The 19908-nt window shown below is 39.9% G+C and carries 21 protein-coding genes and 2 pseudogenes; all 23 read right to left on the reverse strand.

Translation table 11 applies throughout. The features are described from left to right. Window positions 1–8 precede the first annotated feature (8 nt). The gene (locus N4G44_RS20275; RefSeq protein ID WP_474929462.1) at window positions 9–719 is read right to left on the reverse strand and encodes a hypothetical protein; all 711 of its coding nucleotides are present in this window, start codon (window positions 717–719) and stop codon (window positions 9–11) included. A gap of 12 nt (window positions 720–731) precedes the next feature. After that, the gene (locus N4G44_RS20280) at window positions 732–1616 is read right to left on the reverse strand and encodes a M23 family metallopeptidase (RefSeq protein WP_474929465.1); all 885 of its coding nucleotides are present in this window, start codon (window positions 1614–1616) and stop codon (window positions 732–734) included. Window positions 1617–1620: 4 nt separating this feature from the next. Then, window positions 1621–3607: pseudogene (locus N4G44_RS20285) on the reverse strand (type IV secretory system conjugative DNA transfer family protein). Further along, the gene (locus N4G44_RS20290; protein ID WP_474929468.1) at window positions 3607–3963 is read right to left on the reverse strand and encodes a hypothetical protein; all 357 of its coding nucleotides are present in this window, start codon (window positions 3961–3963) and stop codon (window positions 3607–3609) included. The pseudogene N4G44_RS20285 and the gene N4G44_RS20290 overlap by 1 nt, the downstream one beginning before the upstream one ends. A gap of 12 nt (window positions 3964–3975) precedes the next feature. Then, window positions 3976–4845, reverse strand: coding sequence for a DUF4138 domain-containing protein (locus N4G44_RS20295; RefSeq protein ID WP_474929471.1), 870 nt, complete (start codon window positions 4843–4845; stop codon window positions 3976–3978). A 4-nt stretch (window positions 4846–4849) separates the two neighbouring features. Continuing rightward, the gene (traM, locus tag N4G44_RS20300; RefSeq protein ID WP_474929473.1) at window positions 4850–6061 is read right to left on the reverse strand and encodes a conjugative transposon protein TraM; all 1212 of its coding nucleotides are present in this window, start codon (window positions 6059–6061) and stop codon (window positions 4850–4852) included. Beyond that, complete coding sequence (locus N4G44_RS20305; protein WP_474929475.1) at window positions 6058–6408, reverse strand: hypothetical protein; 351 nt, start codon at window positions 6406–6408, stop codon at window positions 6058–6060. Before N4G44_RS20305 ends, traM begins: the two co-directional genes overlap by 4 nt. 2 nt (window positions 6409–6410) lie before the next feature. Further along, window positions 6411–7025 (reverse strand): conjugative transposon protein TraK, encoded by a 615-nt coding sequence (traK, locus tag N4G44_RS20310; RefSeq protein ID WP_474929477.1) that lies wholly within the window; start codon window positions 7023–7025, stop codon window positions 6411–6413. A 22-nt stretch (window positions 7026–7047) separates the two neighbouring features. Further along, window positions 7048–7836, reverse strand: a complete 789-nt coding sequence (locus N4G44_RS20315; protein ID WP_474929479.1) for a TraJ family protein — start codon at window positions 7834–7836, stop codon at window positions 7048–7050. Next, window positions 7830–8294 carry a hypothetical protein gene (locus N4G44_RS20320; RefSeq protein WP_474929483.1) on the reverse strand — a complete coding sequence of 155 codons (465 nt, stop codon included), beginning with the start codon at window positions 8292–8294 and terminating at the stop codon, window positions 7830–7832. The genes N4G44_RS20315 and N4G44_RS20320 overlap by 7 nt, the downstream gene beginning before the upstream one ends. Window position 8295: 1 nt before the next feature. After that, the gene (locus N4G44_RS20325) at window positions 8296–9126 is read right to left on the reverse strand and encodes a hypothetical protein (protein WP_474929487.1); all 831 of its coding nucleotides are present in this window, start codon (window positions 9124–9126) and stop codon (window positions 8296–8298) included. Between the two features lie 4 nt (window positions 9127–9130). Next, complete coding sequence (locus N4G44_RS20330) at window positions 9131–9730, reverse strand: hypothetical protein (RefSeq protein WP_474929489.1); 600 nt, start codon at window positions 9728–9730, stop codon at window positions 9131–9133. 67 nt (window positions 9731–9797) lie between these two features. Further along, window positions 9798–10448, reverse strand: coding sequence for a hypothetical protein (locus N4G44_RS20335; protein WP_474929491.1), 651 nt, complete (start codon window positions 10446–10448; stop codon window positions 9798–9800). Window positions 10449–10493: 45 nt separating this feature from the next. After that, window positions 10494–11105 (reverse strand): hypothetical protein, encoded by a 612-nt coding sequence (locus tag N4G44_RS20340; RefSeq protein WP_474929493.1) that lies wholly within the window; start codon window positions 11103–11105, stop codon window positions 10494–10496. Between the two features lie 27 nt (window positions 11106–11132). Continuing rightward, a pseudogene (locus tag N4G44_RS20345) lies at window positions 11133–14219 on the reverse strand (TraG family conjugative transposon ATPase). Continuing rightward, a complete protein-coding gene (locus tag N4G44_RS20350) occupies window positions 14191–14427 on the reverse strand; it encodes a DUF4133 domain-containing protein (protein WP_474929495.1) in 237 nt (78 codons plus the stop codon). Before N4G44_RS20350 ends, N4G44_RS20345 begins: the two are co-directional and overlap by 29 nt. A gap of 80 nt (window positions 14428–14507) precedes the next feature. Then, on the reverse strand, window positions 14508–14828 hold the full coding sequence (locus N4G44_RS20355) for a DUF4134 domain-containing protein (protein WP_474929497.1): 321 nt from the start codon (window positions 14826–14828) through the stop codon (window positions 14508–14510). A gap of 116 nt (window positions 14829–14944) precedes the next feature. Beyond that, window positions 14945–15208, reverse strand: coding sequence for a hypothetical protein (locus N4G44_RS20360; RefSeq protein WP_474929499.1), 264 nt, complete (start codon window positions 15206–15208; stop codon window positions 14945–14947). A gap of 308 nt (window positions 15209–15516) precedes the next feature. Then, window positions 15517–16170, reverse strand: a complete 654-nt coding sequence (locus tag N4G44_RS20365) for a ParA family protein (protein WP_474929501.1) — start codon at window positions 16168–16170, stop codon at window positions 15517–15519. A 367-nt stretch (window positions 16171–16537) separates the two neighbouring features. After that, window positions 16538–16960, reverse strand: coding sequence for a hypothetical protein (locus N4G44_RS20370; RefSeq protein WP_474929503.1), 423 nt, complete (start codon window positions 16958–16960; stop codon window positions 16538–16540). Window positions 16961–17037: 77 nt separating this feature from the next. Next, window positions 17038–17694 carry a relaxase/mobilization nuclease domain-containing protein gene (locus N4G44_RS20375; protein WP_474929505.1) on the reverse strand — a complete coding sequence of 219 codons (657 nt, stop codon included), beginning with the start codon at window positions 17692–17694 and terminating at the stop codon, window positions 17038–17040. A gap of 76 nt (window positions 17695–17770) precedes the next feature. Beyond that, the gene (locus N4G44_RS20380; RefSeq protein ID WP_474929506.1) at window positions 17771–19027 is read right to left on the reverse strand and encodes a hypothetical protein; all 1257 of its coding nucleotides are present in this window, start codon (window positions 19025–19027) and stop codon (window positions 17771–17773) included. 24 nt (window positions 19028–19051) lie between these two features. After that, complete coding sequence (locus N4G44_RS20385; protein ID WP_474929508.1) at window positions 19052–19402, reverse strand: hypothetical protein; 351 nt, start codon at window positions 19400–19402, stop codon at window positions 19052–19054. Between the last annotated feature and the right edge of the window lie 506 nt (window positions 19403–19908).

A 19908-nucleotide genomic window follows, 5' to 3' on the forward strand; every position in this document is an offset into this window, starting at 1 on the left:
CATAGAATTTATCTTCTAAACCTTCGCTTTTCTTCTTGCTCTTGCTCCTCGTCTTCTCTCATTCGGTTGGCATCCTGATAGAGATCAGGATCATTTACGTTCAACTCGATATTGGATTTCTCCTGTTTTTGAGAATCATCATGCTGCCTGGCAAGAATTCCATCAACTGTACTGATCTCTTTTGAGATAATATTCAAATCATTAGTAATTTCTTTAGCGATCTCAGGCGGAAGTTCCGCTTCTAATTTATCTTGGATGAATCCTTTAAGCTTTAGTAATTCATTTTTATATCGCGCGGTTTCAGTTGCATCCCGTAGGTCAGCAATAATTGCCGTCAATTCCGTTGTATGCCTGATGAAATCAAACTCGACCACTTTGCCGGTTTCCTGATCGAAAATAAATGCTTTCTTTTCCAACGCCGAAAGCTCCGGTGGCAATTTATTTGATAACCCCTTGATATCGGAGTATTCTATTCTTGTTTCACTGTTTTTAAGGATTTCAGGAAGGCTTTTATCCCTTTCCAGGAAGATGACTTTCAGCTGGGTATTATTATCCGTGAGCTGAAAAGCTGCCCTATTTTTATCGTTGTCAGCGACAATGGTGTATCCCTGTAGAAATCTCTGAATATCTTCTGCACTTAGTTTTTTAGAAAATGTATGGTCTTCACCAATAATTCCATATTTTTTCAGTTCGTCTGTAGGTAAATTGCTGTTTTTCATTGTTAATTTATTTTAGTAGGGTTTGTATAGAGCCGTATCGGTATTATGATAAGCTCCCATGAGATGAGTGGCTTTTATTAAATCATTTAAAAAATGAGCAGGGTTAACACTTTGTCCGAATTCTTTCACCGAAAAATGCAGGTGAGGCCCTGTTGAATTTCCAGTATTCCCGCTTCTTCCCAAGATAAATCCGGCTTTTACCCTTTCTCCTACTCTATAATAAATTTGAGACAGATGAAGGTAAGCCGTTTCAAAGCGGTTAAAGTGTCGTATTTTTATATAATTGCCCCCGCCATGTGTATCCCAGCCTGCTGCCGTTACGATTCCATCCATGACGGAATGTACATTTTCATAATGCGCTTTCAGATCAATACCACTGTGCATTTTCCGGGTTCCAGAAATGGGATGAACCCTTGTCCCATAAGAAGAAGTGATCGTCATCTTACCCGCCAAAGGCATAACAATTTTTGATAAAGATCCTTTAGGCTCCTCCACAAAATCATATAAAGCCTGGGAGCTTTGATTTTTTAAAAGATCTTTTTTCTGTTCTGCTCTAATCTTAGTGGCCAATAGCAAAGAATCTTTCATTTTTTGAAAGTTTTGTTTTCCGGAATTATTGGTATGCTTGTACTCTTTTAACAGTATTTTTAAAGAATCCAATTCATTTTTTAAATCCGACTTTGTCGTCGTATTGAAGATTTTTTTCCAGAAATTTTTCCCATTTTTTTGCTCAGTAGATTGCTCTTCTTTTGCAGTTTCAATACGAGTCTGACTTTCGGGCTTTTGAGGCTGGGCAGGCATTAAGGTATTGAACTGGGCAAAAGTAAAGCTGCCCGCAAACAGAAACATTGCAACTATCATTTTATAAATCCGGATATCAATTACTTTACTCTTCATAAGATTATGCTTTTACTGATTCTCTGATGATTAACTCCACTTCTTTATTAATTTTCCTGAAGTTGGTCATTAAAACTTCTTCTTTACGGTTAACTCCTGCCTTATCAACAAAAGAATAATAGCTAGGCATGGACGGAAGTTCCGCTTCCTCTTTTTTAATACTTTTCATATCCAGGTTGATTTTACCGTTCACAGCGGAGGTTTTGTATTCTTCGGTATCATTTTCTTCTCCCTGGGCAATTATTCCTACCATTTCCCCGGTTTTAAGTGCTGCAATTTTTCCGGCAGGAATCATATGGTCCATTTTCTCGTTGATACTGGTCGTCGTACCCTGCTGGGAGATGGATTGGGAATACGACTTCTGCTTTATTTTTCCAAATAATTTTTCGAGCCAATCCAAGGTATTCTTATCCCTTGCAGAGCCGGACAGGATATTTCCTACAATAGCAGAAATGGTATCTGCAACTTCTTTCTTATAAAACTGGCGAAGCTGTGGAAGCTCCTGAAGCCCAAGCATTACTGCAACCCTGTTACTTCTTGCCGTAGCCACTACATTATCAATTTTATGAATATAAATCGTGGGAAATTCATCGGCAATGATTCCTCCAGGGAGATTGCCCTTTGAATTGATCAGTCTTAAAGTCCTGTTAAGCACCGAAGAATACAAAGCAGAGTTGATGTCCTGAGTTCCCGGGTCTGACGCTAAAATAACAATGGAAGGATTGTTCCGGTCTGTTATTTTGAGTTCCACTTCATCCCTGAAAACACCCAAAAGCTTTCTTTGGTAGCCAGTCGGGACAGGAAAATCTTCAATGTTCCTACCTGCCCTTCCAATTGGTCAAAAGCTTTGTTATCATAGGCTGATTTAAAAGGCGATAATAAAGAATACAGTTCTTCATGACCAAAAAGGGTATCAAAAATTTCCTTATAGCTTCGGTTCATAAAGGAAAGGATATGGGGCAGATCCGAGTACTTTCCGTTTTCATGGGTGGCAAAGAAATAAATGCAGGATGAAAGGAAATTAATAGCCGATTGGGTAAAGAACTGGTCAGCACCGCCTCCTGAACTGGTACTGCCTTTTTGTAAGGAAGATACCATTGCTTCTGCCATTTCCTGCGCTTCGGCCAGTGTTTTTACGTACTCCTTTTTGAAAGGGTTCACCCTTTTGGATTTCTCCACTTCATTGAGGTTAATAACATAAAAATTGTAATTATATCCTGATTCCTTACTTTTTTTGAATAAATAGTGGTAATAAGCAATCTGCGCCAGGTCGGGGAACTTAAAATCGTAAATTACCAGACAAAATCCTTTGGCAATCATCTGCCGGATCGCTGGATTGATGACCCCGAAAGATTTACCAGAACCTGGCACGCCAATCACCATCGTTCCCCGGAAAGGGTTAATATTCATCCAGCCTTTATTGCTCTTCCCTTTATACCGAAATAAATAAGGGATATTGATAGAGGTATCGGTATTCACAAGTTCCTGGTTCTGATCAAAAGATTCTTCTTCCACATTCCAGCGGTCTTTTCCCATTTTCTTCTGCATCAGCTTGGAAATGCTGTCAGCACCCATCTGAACGATAACTGCTCCCAAAAAAGAAAGAAAAGCATAAAGCACCTGGTAGAGATTCATTCCCGGAAAGACTTTAGGAAGGTTGGGATTTCCGGCTTCACCTTCCCAAACCAGAGAGGAAAACATCATCACTAATCCCAATACCATAGGAAGCACTATTTCCGTAGCAATACTAAGGTCTCTTTTTTCTTAGCTTTTGTTCCAATCGCCACTAACCCAATCAATAGAAGGGTCGCCAGTTTAGCATTGACAGGAGGATAAATGAAGCTCATCCTGGAAAAGTTCTTCAATAAGCCGGATACCACCGGAATATTCGCTCCCAGATAAAAGAGTGAAACACAATCCAGCGCTACCACGGCATATACTGCTTTTTGCAGGAAACCGTAGATTTTGATCTGATGTTGCTGCTCTTGCATTAGGAATAATTTTCAAAAAAATTGTCCAGTGATGGCTCCTTCTCAGACTGGTTATGATTCCGCTTCTGCTGTTGCAATTTTTCATAATGTTCCTGTATTTTAACCAGATCAGTCTTCAACAGATTCAATTGATTCTTGATTTCATATCCTCTTTTTGTTAGCCTTTCAATCATGTAAGAGTAACCTGCCTCTTCAGACATTTTCTCAAACTCATTTTTAAGGATTAATAATTGCTCATAATCCTTTGCATATTGGTTCCATTTTTTTCCAAAAATGATGAGACAAACACAGCAGTATACAGTTGCAATTAGCATGAGTCCATATACTATAATTGCGGTAGTTATAAAATTGTCCATAATAGTAATTGTTTAAAATGTATCGGCTTTTAAAATGTCCGAATAATTGATTTTCATTTCGATGGTTCTTCCTGAGAGCTGCTCTTCGATCAGGCGGATCATCATCACTTTAGAGTTCGGGTAGGTAAATTTTTTGAACACATAAATATTCCGGAAATTCTTCCTGAAATGCTTCTGAGGGTTCAGCTGAAATAATGGGGTCATCTCGATACTTTGGTTGTTAGTCGCCTTATGGATCTTTTTATCTTCTAAGGAGAATTTCATAGCTTCCATATCATAACTTAAGTTGGAGCTGTTTTTAAAGGTCATATCCAAAAAGATATAATCACTCATAACATAGACATTATTAAGCTGAACACTGAGCCCGAGATTCTTCTCTTCCCGGATCGGATTTTTTTCTGATTTTTTCTGAATAATATCCATCGCAAATTTTCTCAGCTCAAGATTGGAAAAGACCATTTTATCAAACTCGATGGGCTGCATCTCCTCCGGCTGAATATGGATATTGGTAACGGTATTCAGGTTTTCAGAATTTCTGTAAACAGCTTTGTACTGCGCAATAAAAGATTGCCCCACCACCGTGATCACCCCGATTTGATCTCCGTTATAGTGCAGAAATAGATTTTGGCTTTTTTCTTTGTCGGTGCTTTCAGGCTTATCGGCAATTTTAACACGGGCAATCTGGGTTGAAGGTAAATCCCCTGTGAGCTGCTGGTTGGAGAGGTCCACATATTGAATGGGTTCCGGAGAAATGATATGAAGACTGATTCCTTCGGTAAATCCGAGTTCCGGTAAATCCGAAATAATCTGTTCTTTAGTGGCTGTTTGTGCCGTAAAAAGCTGTGTTATGAAAATCAGTAATATGTACAATATGGCTTTCATTTCTTTATTTTTTTTGTTGGTTCTGTGAATCTTTCAATTGTTTTTCGTCAATCAGGAATACATAAGAGTTGTATTTCAATTTGGCTTTGTTGGTTTTAATCAGGTTAGCAATGGACTTGGAAGTGGATGTAAACAGTTTAGAGCCAATACTGGTAAAAAATCCCTGTCCGCCCATATCCATCTGCGTTCCCTGTACGGAATTGCTCCCCATTTCCCGGATCATATCCCGGAAAATACTCTCCGGAACATAGAGCCCTTTGCTTCCATCGACATCGTAAACCGATAAGTTGACCGGATAAATTTCTCCTTTAGTGAATACAGATACGATACTGAGATTCACCCTTTGCATCGCAAACCCTGAAATCTGCCCATAGAGTATGGAACCTTTGCTGAGCTTTTTGTTCCCGACAAATATGTCTTCCAATAATCTCAGTCGGATCCGACTCCCCAAATATCCCTTGTTATTTTCATCAATGACCGCTTTGATAAAGCTGTTTTCCTTTTCTTTGTAAAAAGCATTGAACTCGCTATTGATACCTGATTTGCTGACATTAAAGGTTGAATTAAGGAATTCCTCCATTTTTTCTTTGCTAGCTTTGAGTCTTTCCTCTGCTACGAGCTTACTTTGATACTCCGGGTCCCTTGCTTTTTCCAAAGAATCCATAACCAGCATCTGCTGTTTCAGATATTTGACCGGATCAGGATTTTGCTGATGAGTAGGGGTTGTTTTTGAATGCTCTGAAGCATAGCCACTTTCCGGTTTGCCATAGGATTGAGCGTTCAGCATCCGGATAATTTCTGAAGACCTTTTGTAATCCTTGTCGTCATTCTGCTCTTGTTTCGGGTTATAGTAAGAAGATAAATTTCCTTTCGATTGGTCTCCGTTTCGCCTTCCGGACACCGCTTTGAGCGAGTCTATTTTTCTCTTCTGAGCTAATGATAGCTGGTCTTCGTAGTCTAGCAAGCTATCCTTTTCTTTGTCCAACCCTTCGAGCATTGTCCTGTTATCCTCTTTTTTGAAAAATGCATCATAGGCATCATTTTTACTCATAATCGAATCCTGCGAGTCACCAAGGGAAAGGGAGAGCTCTTTGGGCTTGTCTTTGGGCTGTTCTTCTTTGGCGAACTGGGTTCCCACATAGATAAAAAGCACCAGAAACGGTAGTGCCAAGAGAGGCAGTATGTATTTCTTCTGTTTGAAATCAAGTTTTTTCATTGAGTTTTTAATTTTTGAAATTGGTTAAACAAATATTCAATCCTTAGGCTGTCTTCTTTCTGTAACTGTTTTTGGTCTCTTTTCACTTTCAAGGTCTTGAGCTCTTCAACTATCTTTTTCATCTCTTTCTCGTTATTTACAGTGGAATGCCGAGACATCTGACTTTTAGAATAAAGGACAGGCGGTTTAATGGTAAAAACTGTTTCTCCGGGAAAGAAAATTCCCTGGATCAGAGTACCTATGAACGACATTGACAAAAAAATCATCGAATAGGTAAAAACCTTTTTAGGGTGATGGACGATCCATTGCAGGCATTTCTGTCCGGCGTGTTTGAATGGAGTATTCATTGTTAATACGAATTTTTAGTTTGATGGGTAATTTCTTCATTATCAAGGATGCGCCAGTTTTTGAGGATCACTCCATGCGGGTTATTGGGACTTCGGATGATATCTTCAAAGAAACCCTCAGTGATGAGCTTTCGGGTAATGACAGATGACTTTCTTGTGATCATCTGTTTTCCGAAAAAGACGAATTTCTTTTGTTCCATATCAAGCTTAACCGAATCAGTATGAATACTGACCATGGAACTGGACGCTATAATCTGGTTATAGAAACCTTTTTCCCTGAGGTTGGTGTATTCTTTCTTTCCACTGTCATCGATCAGGTATAATGATTTCTGGATATTATCCTTGATATAGGCATCGTCAGGAGCTAATGTGAAAAATAACCGGTGAAAAAGCTCAATCTGGGCCTTATATTCAACAGGCCTGTTGAGTAAGACATCGGTTTGCTTGGCCAAAACCGGCACACCATTATCTAGGATATAAATGGATTTTCTGGAATCTTCAATCATTTTATAGGCGAAGAAAAAACCACCGATAACAATGAAAACGGCAAAAGCGATAGCAGCCAGAGAAACGACCTTATTCACCTTGATTCTTTGTTCTATATTTTTGATAAGCATTTTATAGTAATATTTTTCGAGATTATTTTTTATTTTTCATGGCCTGCTGAACTCTTCCCGATGCAGAACCTGCCGCAGCGGACTTGGCAGCCGTAGCAGCTACAGAAGCTCCTCCGGTTTTAACAGCCAGAACCGCAGTTTTAGCAGAGCCCGCCATTTTGCCCACAGCACTTTTCATCTTGGTCATGGCTCCGGCACCTCCTGCCGACACAATGGTATCTGCAATCGTAGGGGTCATCAAAACCCCGATTCCGGTAACGATATAGGCAACACAGGTAAAAAGCTGGTTATAGATCATTCCCGAATTACTAACATAGACCATTAGGGCATCCAAATTGGTTACCGTTCCATTCGTTAAAAGCGTGTCATACCTTTCTATTTCCATCATATAGCCGGAAGCGATAAGCTGCTGGCCAATGTTGATAATGGTATACGCCACAAAAGTGTAGAGATTGATATTGATAAATTTGGAAACCCAATTGTAGAGGGAATTTTCAAATCCCGGAACAAGAGCCATACCCACGGCAATCGGACCTAATATAATAAGGATGTACGCCCAGATCTTCTGAATAAAGAAAATCAGGTAGACACAAATTCTCAGAACGGAAAGGCAGATAAACTCAATCACTTCAGCAACTAATTTTTGCATCTGGAACTGCATCCTGATCTGCCACTCCTTAATGGGCTGGATGAGCTTATCCAGTCCCTCACTGATATCAAACCAGGAATCATCGGCATCTTTTCCGGTATTCTCAATAACTTCCTGCTTAGCATCTTCATCTGCTTTGAGCTTTATAACAGCATCTAACAATTGCTGTTGTTTTTGAAGCGCTGCACCCGAAGATCATTGACTTCTGATTCTATATCGCTGAAAATGCTGATTCCCGGCTCTGCAATGGCTTCAAAGGGAGCCTGAATCAGATTGACAAATCCCGTCCAGTAAATCAGGGTAAATCCGATCAGAATGGGTTTCAGCATCGGGGTAACTTCCCATTCCCGGTCTCCGGCAGCCATCTGCCATCCCATGTATCCGAGGTACATCAAAGCCCCCAATCCGCCAATGGCTTTTCCGACCAATGCGGCATCATTAGCATTGTCCTGAACACTGGTATCCAGTTTGGTAAATACCTCCATGAACCATTTCTCAAAAGCACCATCGCCTTTCAGGAACTGGAGTAAATTGCTGTAATCGCCATCGGTCTGGGCAAAGCCCATCACCGGCAATAAAAGAGCCAGAAGGCAACAGCATAAGGTTACTGTTTTATTCATTTTAATATCGGTTTTTATATTTGAACATGATGTTTTGAATAACCTGCCTGTCTGATGCAGGACTCCAGGCTGTAGGCAAAGCATAAGGAGAATGATTTTTCAGGATATTTTTATAATCCAGAAGAAGGGTCGTTTTGTTATTATGTTTCCTTAATTCCTGAGCAAATTTTCTCCAACGCAAAAGGGTTTCATGGTACATCAGAAAGCGTTTTCCTCTTGGCATATCCATAGACCGGGACATCGAATATTTTTCTTTGATCATATCCAGCTCCTCTTGAAGTCTTTTTAATGTTCCTATACTATTAAGTGTTTCGTAGGTCTCCTGGTCTTTGAGCCTCCACTCCATAAAATTCTGCGGAGTATCCGGAAATTCAGTAATGGGCTTTAACATGCGTTTGTAATACAAGAGCCAAAGCGGGTCTGCATCAACGGTAGCAGAAGTCCAATGGGCAAAATCCTGGACACTCCTTTTATAAATGGTATCGGAAGCAGCTTTTATTTTTTTGGCTTCTTCCTCCTCATATTTCACTTCTGCAAATCGCTGATTTTGTACTCCCGTAGGTTTTAAGGGTCTAATATCATCTCCATCCTTATAATCCCTGTTGATTTTGGGAGCCCACATCCCCCATACCGTGGCATAGGCAAAATTGGTCTGAACTCCCAGGAAGTATTTTGGGTAAGGACGCCAGTCTCCCCAGCTTTCAAAAACCATTCGCTTATGCTGAGCGACAATGGCAGGGTCATTGAGGCGTTTTACACTCAGTTGTGCGGAAACGACAGCAGCTACAAGCAAAAATTGCAGCCTGATTAATTTTATAAATAAATTTTCCATTGTTTTAGTTAAAAATGTATTTGTATTTCTGAATAATGTCTCCCACAATGGCCCTGTCGATATTGATGTAATTCCTAAGGACAGGAACCTGATAGAGATAAGGGATCTTCTTTGCATTCTGTAGCCGTAAAATGATATAGAGAATATTGCCGTTGATATTTCTGACCCGTGTCAATACCTTCTCAATCAGCATTTCCCGGTCCATTGCATCCATTAGAAAATCTTTGTTTTCATTCAGAATATCCTGAGTGACCTCCTGTTGGAGCTTCAGGGCTTGCTGTCCTATGGCCGCATAATATTTTGAAAACAGTACGGCATATTCCGGATGCTGCACAGATAAATCCAGCATGGTTTGGGAGTTGCTAACAATTTTTCCTAAATACTGATAGAGGTAGATGAGCTTTTTACTTTGGGTAAGTGCTGAATTGACATTTTTAAGCTGCTGGTAGATATATTCCTGAATGGCAATCACCTGGGTCGTTTTGTTTTTAATCTCGTTATAGAGCTCATTTTGCTTTTCATAAGAGTCTAAAAAAGCCTGCTCACTCCCTAATCGAACACCATGATTAACGGTAATCTGGGACAGCAGCTTGTCATTGATCACGATCTGCTGGCTTTTTACGGAAACGCCTGAAAATACTAGGGTTCCCCAAAAAATATTTTTTTCATTTTTAAAAGGATTTAATATTCTTCATAATGTTCTCCACCACTTGCTTATCCCTGTTGACGTAATACTGGAAAGCTCTTTTATTGCGCAGTACCTTGGCTTTAATATCCCGTATCTTGAGCAGCATATGGGTTGAGTTCCTGCTCAGGGTTTTGACTTCACCCAGTGCATAATCCAATAAAATCTTGCGTTCCGATTTTTCCATTTGATTGATTGCCCCATAAGAGAGGATAATTCCGGTGATCAGGCGGAGTACCATTTGTAAATCATCTACATACTGTACTCCGGAAGGCAGGACCACTGCGATGGAATAAGGCGCAGTACTGATTTCGTCAATAATCGCAGCCTGGTTTTGAGTGATCTTACCTATCTCCCGGCTCATCGCCACTCCTGTAGGGATCGCCTGCAAGGCAAATGAAACAATCCTAAGCCTGTCCTGTATTTTAACCACCTTATCCTTAAAGCTGTTCCACTCGTTTTTATTGATGGTTTCAATTCCGGCATTAAGCGTCTGGTTTTGCCGCATCTCCTTTTGTCGGTCATGCTCTTTCATCGTGGCATTGATTTCCAAATCCATCATCGGAAAGGAAACATTTTCTTTTTGCCAGGCGGGTGTGGACCCTCCTCCGGAAGAAGTGATTACGATGTAAACCATCGGAATGAATACGCTTAAAAAAAATTCTTTTTCATCGTATAATTTTTAAAAATTCCTTTTGTACCGGTTCATAATGTCTTCAACAATGGCTTTGTCCGTATTGATATAGCCCGCAAAGGGATTAATGGAGTTCCAGAATCCCAGCCTGTTGGCTTTTTCCAATCGCAGCTTGATAGCCAGAAGCCACAGCTTTAAATTTTTTACGTTTCCCGAGATGTTATGCAGTATCTTATAGCGGTCTCCTGCGGTAGCAAGGTTCAGCTCTCCTGAAGCCAGAATGTCCGATACATCCGTTACGATTTTCAGGCTTTGCTCATAGGTTTTTTGCGAGGCTTTAACCCCGAAAATGGCATATTGGGGATGCGTGGAAGCCAATTGAACCACGTCTGAAGAATACCCGTAGCATTTATTAAGTTCTGTGTAAATCTCTTTTACCTGAATTCCATTTTGTAGGGTTCCGGAAACTTCTTTTAAACCTTTAAGTATCTTATTCTGGATATCATTGGCGGCTACCATCTGGGTTCCTACCCAGGTTTGGGCATCTTTCAGCTTGGAAGTTTCATCTATGACTTCATTCTGCTTTGCTTTCAGGTTTTCTGAATACAGGATCATCGCTGCCGTTACGGTAGGATCTATGTAGGTGTTTTGTGCATACACTACACTTCCAATTCCTAAAAAAATAAGCTAAACTTTTTCATATTCATTCAGTTGTTTATTTATTAATTCCGAAAGGCTGACATTATGATCTTCTAATTCCTGTGTGATGATTTTGAAGATATTTTTACCGTGGTTAGCCTTCTGGTTCTTTATTCCTTTGTAGAAAGCAACGACTTTTGAATCCAGAGGCTTTTGATAGAGGTTTACTAAGGAAACCATGCAGTCCATGTCATCCCCGAAGCTTTTCACCTGTTCTACAAAGATTTCTAAGGCTTTATCGTAGTTTCCATACTGCCCAACGTAGTATTCAACTGCCGACTTTTCGGGTTTTTCCGTGGTGTAGGTCAGATATTGCTCGAGAGCCACTTCATTGCCATATACTTCTCCTTTGCTGCCCCGTTTAAGGTAAAATTCCTTGAAGCGGCTCCGACCAAATTTGTTGTTGAGATTGTTAATCGTGAAAATCTTGTTCTGTTCTACTTTATTAAGCGACAATAAAGCCGCTATCCGGTCAAAATTATCTTTGAATTTGGTCTGATCCAAAAGAATAAACGTATCAGAGTTGTTGATAATGCTGTCTTTTACCACGGCATTTCCGATAATATCGTCCAGTTCCTGGGTCACCACCACCGCTTCCCCCAGAATTTCCGTACAGTTTTGTAGAGATAGAGGATGTACCCACCCATTAATTTTGAGGCTATAGCCTTCCATGCTTCTTCGATGATCAGGGCTTTGCGACGGTCTTTTCTCAGTCTCATCTTCTGGATGAAAGTGTCCATAATGATGAGTGTTACGATGGGGAAAAGTTTTGGGTTCTCCTTGACGTTATCAATTTCGAATACAATGAAAGGCTCATTAAAGAGACTATTGTCTCCTTCATTATTTAGGGTCGTCCCGTAACGTCCGCCTTTGTAAAAATCCCTTAATACAAATAGAAATGTCCTAAGATTAAACTCCGTTTCTCTAATTTTATGCTTTTTATTATTCAGGTAAAGGGGAAGAAATTTTTCGCAATATTCATAAAACCCATTGAAGGAAAGTTCTTTTATAACAAGTTTTTCTTCCAGCTCCTTGATTTTTTTGATCATGGCTTTCCTAAAAGATTCATCCCAGTCTTCAGCGTTTTTGGGCTGTTGTATAATTTCATTAGCCTGAATAAGAATCAGCCGGGTTTCATTATAGGCTTTGCGTTTTTCCTGATCACTCAGAGTTTCATAAGCCTCATAGATTGTATAGAATTTTTCGCTGTCATAATCGGGGTTATTCAGATTTTTATCCGGATGATATTCAATCGCGAGTTTTCTGAAAGCTTCCTTCACTTCATCAAAACCGGCATCGAATGCTATTCCCAGAATATCATAATAAGTATGTTGTTCCTTGGACTGTTCTTCGTATGCTGCATAGACATCTTCTTCGTGGATATTGTATTTGCTTAAATAGAGAATGAGCTCTTCAGAGGTTTTATTTTCATACCATTTCGTTCCTGAATGGAAAAAACTGTGATAATACGACATCAGGACATTATCCAGTATGGATTTCTGTGCGGAGGACATTGTCGCATCAGCTCCCTGCCAGATCAAAAAGATTAGGTTAGTTAAAAACTCTATTTTTTCAATATTGAATTCTTTTTGGTCCATCAGGAAAGGATTCATCGTAATGGGTTTTTCTTCCATGTATTGGATATATCTTCCGCCTTTATATTTGCAGGTTCCCGAGTAGGAATCTCCGGTATCCACAATAACTACATCATAATTGTAAGTGAGGTATTGCTCCACGATATTATTCATTAAAAAGCTCTTGCCTGAGCCGCTGGGGCCCAGCACAAACTTGTTACGGTTATTGATTCTTCCGGTTTTCATCGGTAAATCCGAGGGATCTACTTTTAGGGGAACGCCCTGTCGGTCGGTAAATCTGAGGTAGAAACTACTTTCTTCATTCATGGGGTAGCTTTCTTTAAAAAAAACAAAGCGCCGCTTCGCTTGTCGTCATAAACAGATCATACTCCCTGAGTTCTGTGGCGTTACCCGGTAGGGCTGCCCGGAAAAGCTCCAGCTGGTTATAGGCATTTCTTGAAACTATGATCCCTTTGGTAAACAGCTTATTTTCAATCTGAGACTGGATGTTTTCCATCTTTTCCAAAGTGTTTGTTGAAAACAGAATAGAAAAATGGGCGTTCACAATCAACTGGCCGTCTATGGCGATATGATGAAGCAGGCTCTGGATTTCCTCAGCAATAATGGCATTGGATGGAGAGTTATTTGCCGCTCCTTCGTGCTTTTTCTTCTTCTTGTCCAGTTCCCTTTGCTGCTGTGCCTGATGTGGAATCGTAATGACCTGGTTATAGATAATGGTTTCGTAATCTTCCAGTTCATTGATGAAGGTAAAATTATCCACTGCCGTTTCTGCGGCAGCTCCGTTTCCTCCTAAGATGGAATAAGGCTCTATTTCAGAAGGCAGATCTATGTTTTCAACATCGACATAAGAAATATTTTTGACGAATCGGTTTCCGATTTGCAGGTATTCATGGGTACTTTTGATATTGTCAAAAACCGGGATACCCGAAAAATGCATGGATAAAGCTCCGGAAATATAATATTCAAAATCTTTTTCAAATAGAAATTCCGGTTCACAGTCATTTTGTTTTAAAAGCATAAACACCTTCTGACATTTGTCCCGAAGTTCTTTATAACTCTTTTCTGTTATATTGCCACCGGTCGCTGACCGGCCGTTTTTTTTATTTTTATCATGAATAATATCTGTAAACAATAGTACGGTTTCGATAGTCTTAAAAAGCCTGCCGTCAAAATGCTCCGAATATTTCTGTTGGAGGAACTCCTTGGAAGGCTCAGCTGAATATTTCTTTTTTGAAAAAATATCAAGCTTCTGAACAATTCTCCCTTCCCCGATGATGGACACCACCTGGTTCAGAACCGTATGGAAATGGAGATAATAATCCGGGTCTGCTGAATATTGTTCCACCATATTTCTGATTCTGATGCCAATGATGGGGTTTCCGTACTGACCGAAAAGAACATCAAAATCCCAATGGTGATCTTTTCCATAATCATACCCGATGAAAGGAATATTAAATGCCTGTTTTTTTGTTGTTGCCATGCTGTAAAAATCTTTTGTTGTTCAACCTTTTAGGGAAAATGAAAATCTGATCGAAGTTTTTAGTTTTATCGTACAAACCGTGCTTATCCTGTCTTTTGAAAATGAAATAAACCCCGCCTCCGGTGGCTACAAGCCCCAATAAAGAGCCCAGTAATCCAAACCTGGATAAGATGAGCGCGGCTATGACCCCACCTCCGATAACACCCACCGCATAGAAAATGTATTTTCCTTTGAGTCCGAAGAATACAAGGGGTTTTTGAGCCCCTTGTAGAGGTAGAATCCCATAGCTTAAGCAAAGAATGAGGTTACGAATTCCGGAACGACAATCAGGAAGATCATGGCTCCCCCATAACCCAGGATTTCTTTGTTAACATCCTGATCACCGTTAGTCCATTTGTTATACACTCTGAGACCTCCGATGAAGCCGACCAGTCCACCCACCGCTTTCAGAATCAGTTTAATGGGATCCCAATAGTCCTTAATATCATTGGCTGCATTGGAGATGGCTGTTGCTCCGCCCTGGGCAAATACAGGCGCGACAGCAAGAAGAATCATACATGCAGTCAATATCTTTTTTACTGCCGCATAGCGTTTTAAATTGTTGTTCATAATGATTAATTATTGGTTTAGAATTAAATTTTGTGCTCAGAAATTGGCATAAGGGGTATCCTATCCGTATCAAATGATAGGATGATATTTGGTCAATTTGAAGTGTTCCTTACTGCTTAAATGACGGAGTGGTAGACCTTTTGGCCTTCGTAATTAGCCACGAGCTGAACGGTGGTTTCCGATAAGTTCAAAAGCTCTTTCCAATGGGACTTTTTAGGCTCAGCCTTTTCCCTTTTAGGATACTCTTCTGCTTTGACAGGCATATCCTGAGGTTGGCTTGTGTTATCGGATGGGCTCTTTTCTGCTGGTGCTGATTTGGTATTGTTCGCCGATGGAGGTATATCGTCAATATCCTGCTCTGCTTCAAATCGCTTTCTCATCTCTTCTAAATCCGGCTGCTGCTCGTTAGTAGAAGATGGTTTTTGGAAATCAAGCTCCTTTTTCAAAAAGGATTTGGGGGTACTGAGATTTTCAACATCTTCAATTCCAATCCGGCTTGGAGGTTCAGCATCAGTTTGTGCAAAACCGCTCAGTGAAAATTCTTCCGTCAGATCGACGTGAGTAATCTTTTCTTTTTTAAGAAAAGGTCGTACAGGATATTTCCGGCATAATACAGGAAATAAGCTGCTAACAGGATGAGTGAATACTTTATCATATCTTTTATTTTGTTTTTTCTTTGGAATCAGCCTTACAGGGCGATTTGTAATGCTTCACTTATTTGCTCAATGATTTCATTGAATGGCTTTTTTATGGCGTATCGCTGCTCGTAGGTAAGCTTCCTCGTATTAATGGTTTGTAAACAGTTCCTTTTGTACACGGGACTTTCAATCAGGGTTCCGTATTTTGCGATCTCGATATCCATTTCCCTTTGGTTGAGATATTTATAGCCTTTGTCATATTTGGAGCGGATAAAAATCCTTTCTGCTTCACTTTCCAATAGACCCAGCAGGTTTTTGAATACCAGGGTCGATTTTACTGATACATCGGAATATTCAAAAGGAATGATAATAAAATCGCTGTAAATGAGTAAGTCACTGTATTTCTGATCCAGCGTGCCTGCCAGATCAAACAGGTATATATCTTCGCTTTCCTTTAGGCTTATAATTTTTTCCAGATCTGCAAAAGGCTGTTCTTCTTCATCATCTCCGACGAGCTCTACTTCATAAAGCCTGGGCAGCTCTAAATATTCGTCCTCTTTCCATTTGTTGAAAAAAGATTTCTGAAAATCAAAATCATACGCCTTGATTTTCCTTTGGGAGCCCTCACAAAGGTAATTGGCAAATGCAATGGCAAGAGTGGTTTTTCCCGCTCCGCCCTTTTGGGTGGCAAAGGTGATAATCATAGTTTTAAATCGCTAATGTTTAATGGGAAGCCGAACTTCGGCACTTCGGGCTATCGGTTTTTCTTTTTACGCCTTTTCTTACGCTCCTCTTCTCCGGGATCTTTTCCTGATCCTCCTGAAGATTTGCTGAATTGAAAAATCAAATCATAGATGCTTGCATTCAGTTCTTTTGAAAGTCTTCCATTTTGGATTACTGAAACCTGCTGCTGGTTTTCAGCCGGATTCAGGAATATCTGATAATCTTTTTCTCCGATCAGCTGTTCCAGTTCTCCTACATAGTGTAGTTTGGAGTGAATAGCATAATATTTACCGTCTTCGGATCTTATAAGGTGAACATTTCTTAGATTCTGTGTTCTGAGATATTGCTTTACTTCGCTCCTGACAATGCCAAATATTTCTTTATTCTTCCTTTTTTAGTTTCAAAAAGCATAAAGCTTTTTGGCACATGGTCAGGATTCTGGCGTTTCAAATACTCTAGTAAAACTTGCTTAGCAGGCTCATCTGCTATATTGTAATCCTTTAAGCTTTCAAAAAGCCTTTTGTCAATGACATCGGAAGTGAACTCAAACAGCTCGTTCATTTTCATAATATCGCTTCCTTTATACACCGATCTTGTCTTATGGTCAATCAAAGTATATCCAAAAGGTTTAAGATTAGCAGCTGTTTTTTCTTTGTTAGAAATATGGAATACAATATCAATCCCAAAGACATCTCTCAATTTTTTCTGAAACTCACTCTCAAATTCAGTTTTCGGCTTCCGGTTCTCGTTTTGCTTTTCTTCAGGCAGCATACCTTCCCCAGCCCTGCGGTCTTCAATCCTGAATACCTTGCATGAATACAGTTCTTTGTATTTTAAGAGAATCGCCTTTAGCTGCCACGCCCTGGAATCTTTTTTTGACTGCTGAAATTGAGTTCGGCGGCGTTAATGGTTTTTTCCAAGGCTCCGTTTTTTAGTATATCCAAGGCTCCCTCATCATTCCTATTGGGAGAAAGCCGGAATCCGTTTCTTTCCAAAAGCAGTTCCAATTGTTTAATAGAATTGTATCGGTAACCCAATAATTTTTCTATTTGCTCCTGTGTACTTAATCCGTACAGCTTTTCCATGGTACGGCTTAAAGCTTGCTGTGCCTTAAGCTTTTCAAAACTGTCATTAATTTTCTTTCCGGTCTGTTTATTGACACGGGTAGAAACAATATGGACATGATGATTTTCCGTATCATTATGGAACACCACAATAAAAGGCTGTTTTCCATAACCCAGCTCATCCATAAAATTTTCTGCAATCCTTGTGAGCTCTTCTTTGGTGTGTTCCCGGAACTTCGTGGAAATGGCAGCATGGAACTGAGGCTTTTCTACCCTTTCATTCTTTGAAATGGATTTTAAATAATCCCGCACCTCTTGCTGGCTGCTGTCTTCGTTAATAAATGAGGGAAAATTTTTCATCAGCATCAGCTCACCACTCCTTTTCTCTACCTTTTTATCATTATACTGTACCCCTGGAAAACCGGAGCCCGCAGGATCCATAATTTTTACGATCAATTTTTATGGTAATGTTAACCGCCTACTTACGGATTATACTTTAAGGTTTGTTCCTCTTATTTTATATGCCTAAAATTTGTTTGATCTGTATTTTTTGTGCGGGGGTTGCTGTTTCGAGAAGGGATATGAAGGCTGCCACATTATCGTTAATTAACCCCAGTTTTCCATCCGGCCTTGCAACTACTTTCAGGGTATAAGAAGCATCAGACTGCGGTACTATATGATAGGTAGGATTGAGGTTCAATGTCCCATTGATTTTGAGCCATCGCTCTGCAAAGTCCCCGACGACCAAGCCATTGGTCCAGGAAGCGCTCAGATCAACAGCGTTCTCTGTTCCGATAGCTTCGGAAGGAACCAAGCTTGCATTGCTGTGTATGACCAGCCTGTTGTTTACAGTTTCTACAGTATTTACCGTATTGCTGTGCCCGGCTCCCGTTCCGATAAATACATTGTTTTCTCCCCGGATATAGCCTCCGGCCTGTGCCCCGAGCATCACATTTTTATTTTCCGTCGTAATAAACTGCCCCGAAGACTGACCTATAATGGTATTATAGCTTCCGGTATTCAAACTGTTCAGGGCCGACTGGCCTATTGCTATATTCTTATATCCGGAAGTCAGTTTTGCCAGGGTTGCATTTCCAAGTCCTACGTTCACATTTCCCGTAATAATTTTTCCGGCATTGGAAAGATCATATCCCGAAATATGGCCGATAAAGGTATTGTATGCTCCGGTTGTTACTCCATTCAAGCTGTAGCTTCCAAAGGCGACATTCCCTGAAGCAGTGGAGAGCTTCTGCAGGGCCCCGTATCCGTAAGAAAGATTATACGTTCCCGTGTGCAGCTGGTTCATATTTCCAAAATACATCGAATAGGTCTGCGGATTCATTCCTAAGGCAGCATCTGTTGTACCTTGCTTTGTGATGGAGCTTCCCGTAAACGAAATATATCTCGGGGCAAAGTTTCCTCTTTCAACTACATCATATAAGCTCCCATAAAGCGGCTCCCATACCGAACCGTTGAAATAATAATAGGTATTAGGACTTTTGATATGGACAACCTGACCGGAAAGTACCGGTGCTGCTTCGGTCACATAGACTAATGCCCCTTTTTGCAAAGCTGTGTACGTATAGGAAGCCAACTCGCTTCCTTTCACTCTCGGAGCAATAATGCCATCCAATGCTTTGCTTTTATCCGTATTACCGATAACATCAAGGGTTACTGCCGGGCTGGTGGTATTGATACCGACCTGACCCTGAATATTTCCGGTCGCTGCAAGAAGGAAAAATAATCCTGCGAGATTATATATTAATTTCTGCATATTATTAGATTTTTGCTGTTTATTTTATTTTCCGATCATGGAATAGATCTTTTTAAAAATGCTATTCTGCTCTTTTTTTAACTCAATAATCTGATTCAACTGCCTGTTGAAATAGTCTACTTCTGAAGAGGTTGTGGCCTTCATGGTATTGATATACCGAGCTACCTGATTGATATTCGTTTCTATTTTTACAAAAATGTTGTCCTGCTCTTCAATAAAATTCAATACTTTCCGCCTCTCATCATCCAGAATCCTGTTTTCTACTGAATGGATAATCAGGCTGGACAAGGAGATTTGCTTTTTTGAGCAGATTTTCTTCCAGTTGTCTTTTCTGGATTTTTGGATTCGTATGTAAATCCTTACCTCCTTTTCCATTTTCTATTTTTAATTTTTCCTAAAGTAATAACTCAATGAAGCTTTCCGATTTAAACAGCTCTGCGCTTCTTGGCATGTAAGGGTTAATATTGCCTCTCTGATAAATAACAGAAAAATAAATCTGTGTTTTCATTTTGCTTTCTGATTAAAATTTCTTTTGCAAAATTGGGGCATAAAAATCGTGAAAACAATAGTATTCATAGGGCGTGGGCTAAATAAGAACATACTGGGCTCATCTGGAATATATGGAGATTAAAAAAGAATATACTGGGCTAATCTGGAATATTGCTCCTAATTTCTTCGAAACAAAAAAACAAGTTCCGCAGTTTTTTCTCCTTTTTGCAAAAAAGGCAAGATCGTCTTTGGAATACAACTTGAAAAGTTTGTACGTACAAAGACACATCTTGCTATATAAAGCCGCCCACTTTTTTCAGAGTTCTGAAAAGCTTTCTCATCAAACCATAAAATACTAATAACCAGAACATTGATTTTACTTATATGATTTT

It is taken from the genome of Chryseobacterium sp. GTID13 (assembly GCF_056172655.1).

Excerpts from the sequence above, each read along its gene's own strand:
- N4G44_RS20380 (WP_474929506.1), bottom strand. The coding sequence starts at position 19,027 with ATGCAGAAATTAATATATAATCTCGCAGGATTATTTTTCCTTCTTGCA.
- N4G44_RS20370 (WP_474929503.1), bottom strand. The coding sequence starts at position 16,960 with ATGCTGCCTGAAGAAAAGCAAAACGAGAACCGGAAGCCGAAAACTGAA.
- N4G44_RS20320 (WP_474929483.1), bottom strand. The coding sequence starts at position 8,294 with ATGAATAAAACAGTAACCTTATGCTGTTGCCTTCTGGCTCTTTTATTG.
- N4G44_RS20375 (WP_474929505.1), bottom strand. The coding sequence starts at position 17,694 with ATGGATCCTGCGGGCTCCGGTTTTCCAGGGGTACAGTATAATGATAAA.
- N4G44_RS20305 (WP_474929475.1), bottom strand. The coding sequence starts at position 6,408 with ATGAATACTCCATTCAAACACGCCGGACAGAAATGCCTGCAATGGATC.
- N4G44_RS20385 (WP_474929508.1), bottom strand. The coding sequence starts at position 19,402 with ATGGAAAAGGAGGTAAGGATTTACATACGAATCCAAAAATCCAGAAAA.
- N4G44_RS20295 (WP_474929471.1), bottom strand. The coding sequence starts at position 4,845 with ATGAAAGCCATATTGTACATATTACTGATTTTCATAACACAGCTTTTT.
- N4G44_RS20360 (WP_474929499.1), bottom strand. The coding sequence starts at position 15,208 with ATGAGAAAGCGATTTGAAGCAGAGCAGGATATTGACGATATACCTCCA.
- traK (WP_474929477.1), bottom strand. The coding sequence starts at position 7,025 with ATGCTTATCAAAAATATAGAACAAAGAATCAAGGTGAATAAGGTCGTT.
- N4G44_RS20335 (WP_474929491.1), bottom strand. The coding sequence starts at position 10,448 with ATGGTTTACATCGTAATCACTTCTTCCGGAGGAGGGTCCACACCCGCC.
- N4G44_RS20280 (WP_474929465.1), bottom strand. The coding sequence starts at position 1,616 with ATGAAGAGTAAAGTAATTGATATCCGGATTTATAAAATGATAGTTGCA.
- N4G44_RS20290 (WP_474929468.1), bottom strand. The coding sequence starts at position 3,963 with ATGGACAATTTTATAACTACCGCAATTATAGTATATGGACTCATGCTA.
- N4G44_RS20325 (WP_474929487.1), bottom strand. The coding sequence starts at position 9,126 with ATGGAAAATTTATTTATAAAATTAATCAGGCTGCAATTTTTGCTTGTA.
- N4G44_RS20355 (WP_474929497.1), bottom strand. The coding sequence starts at position 14,828 with ATGAACAACAATTTAAAACGCTATGCGGCAGTAAAAAAGATATTGACT.
- N4G44_RS20275 (WP_474929462.1), bottom strand. The coding sequence starts at position 719 with ATGAAAAACAGCAATTTACCTACAGACGAACTGAAAAAATATGGAATT.
- traM (WP_474929473.1), bottom strand. The coding sequence starts at position 6,061 with ATGAAAAAACTTGATTTCAAACAGAAGAAATACATACTGCCTCTCTTG.
- N4G44_RS20365 (WP_474929501.1), bottom strand. The coding sequence starts at position 16,170 with ATGATTATCACCTTTGCCACCCAAAAGGGCGGAGCGGGAAAAACCACT.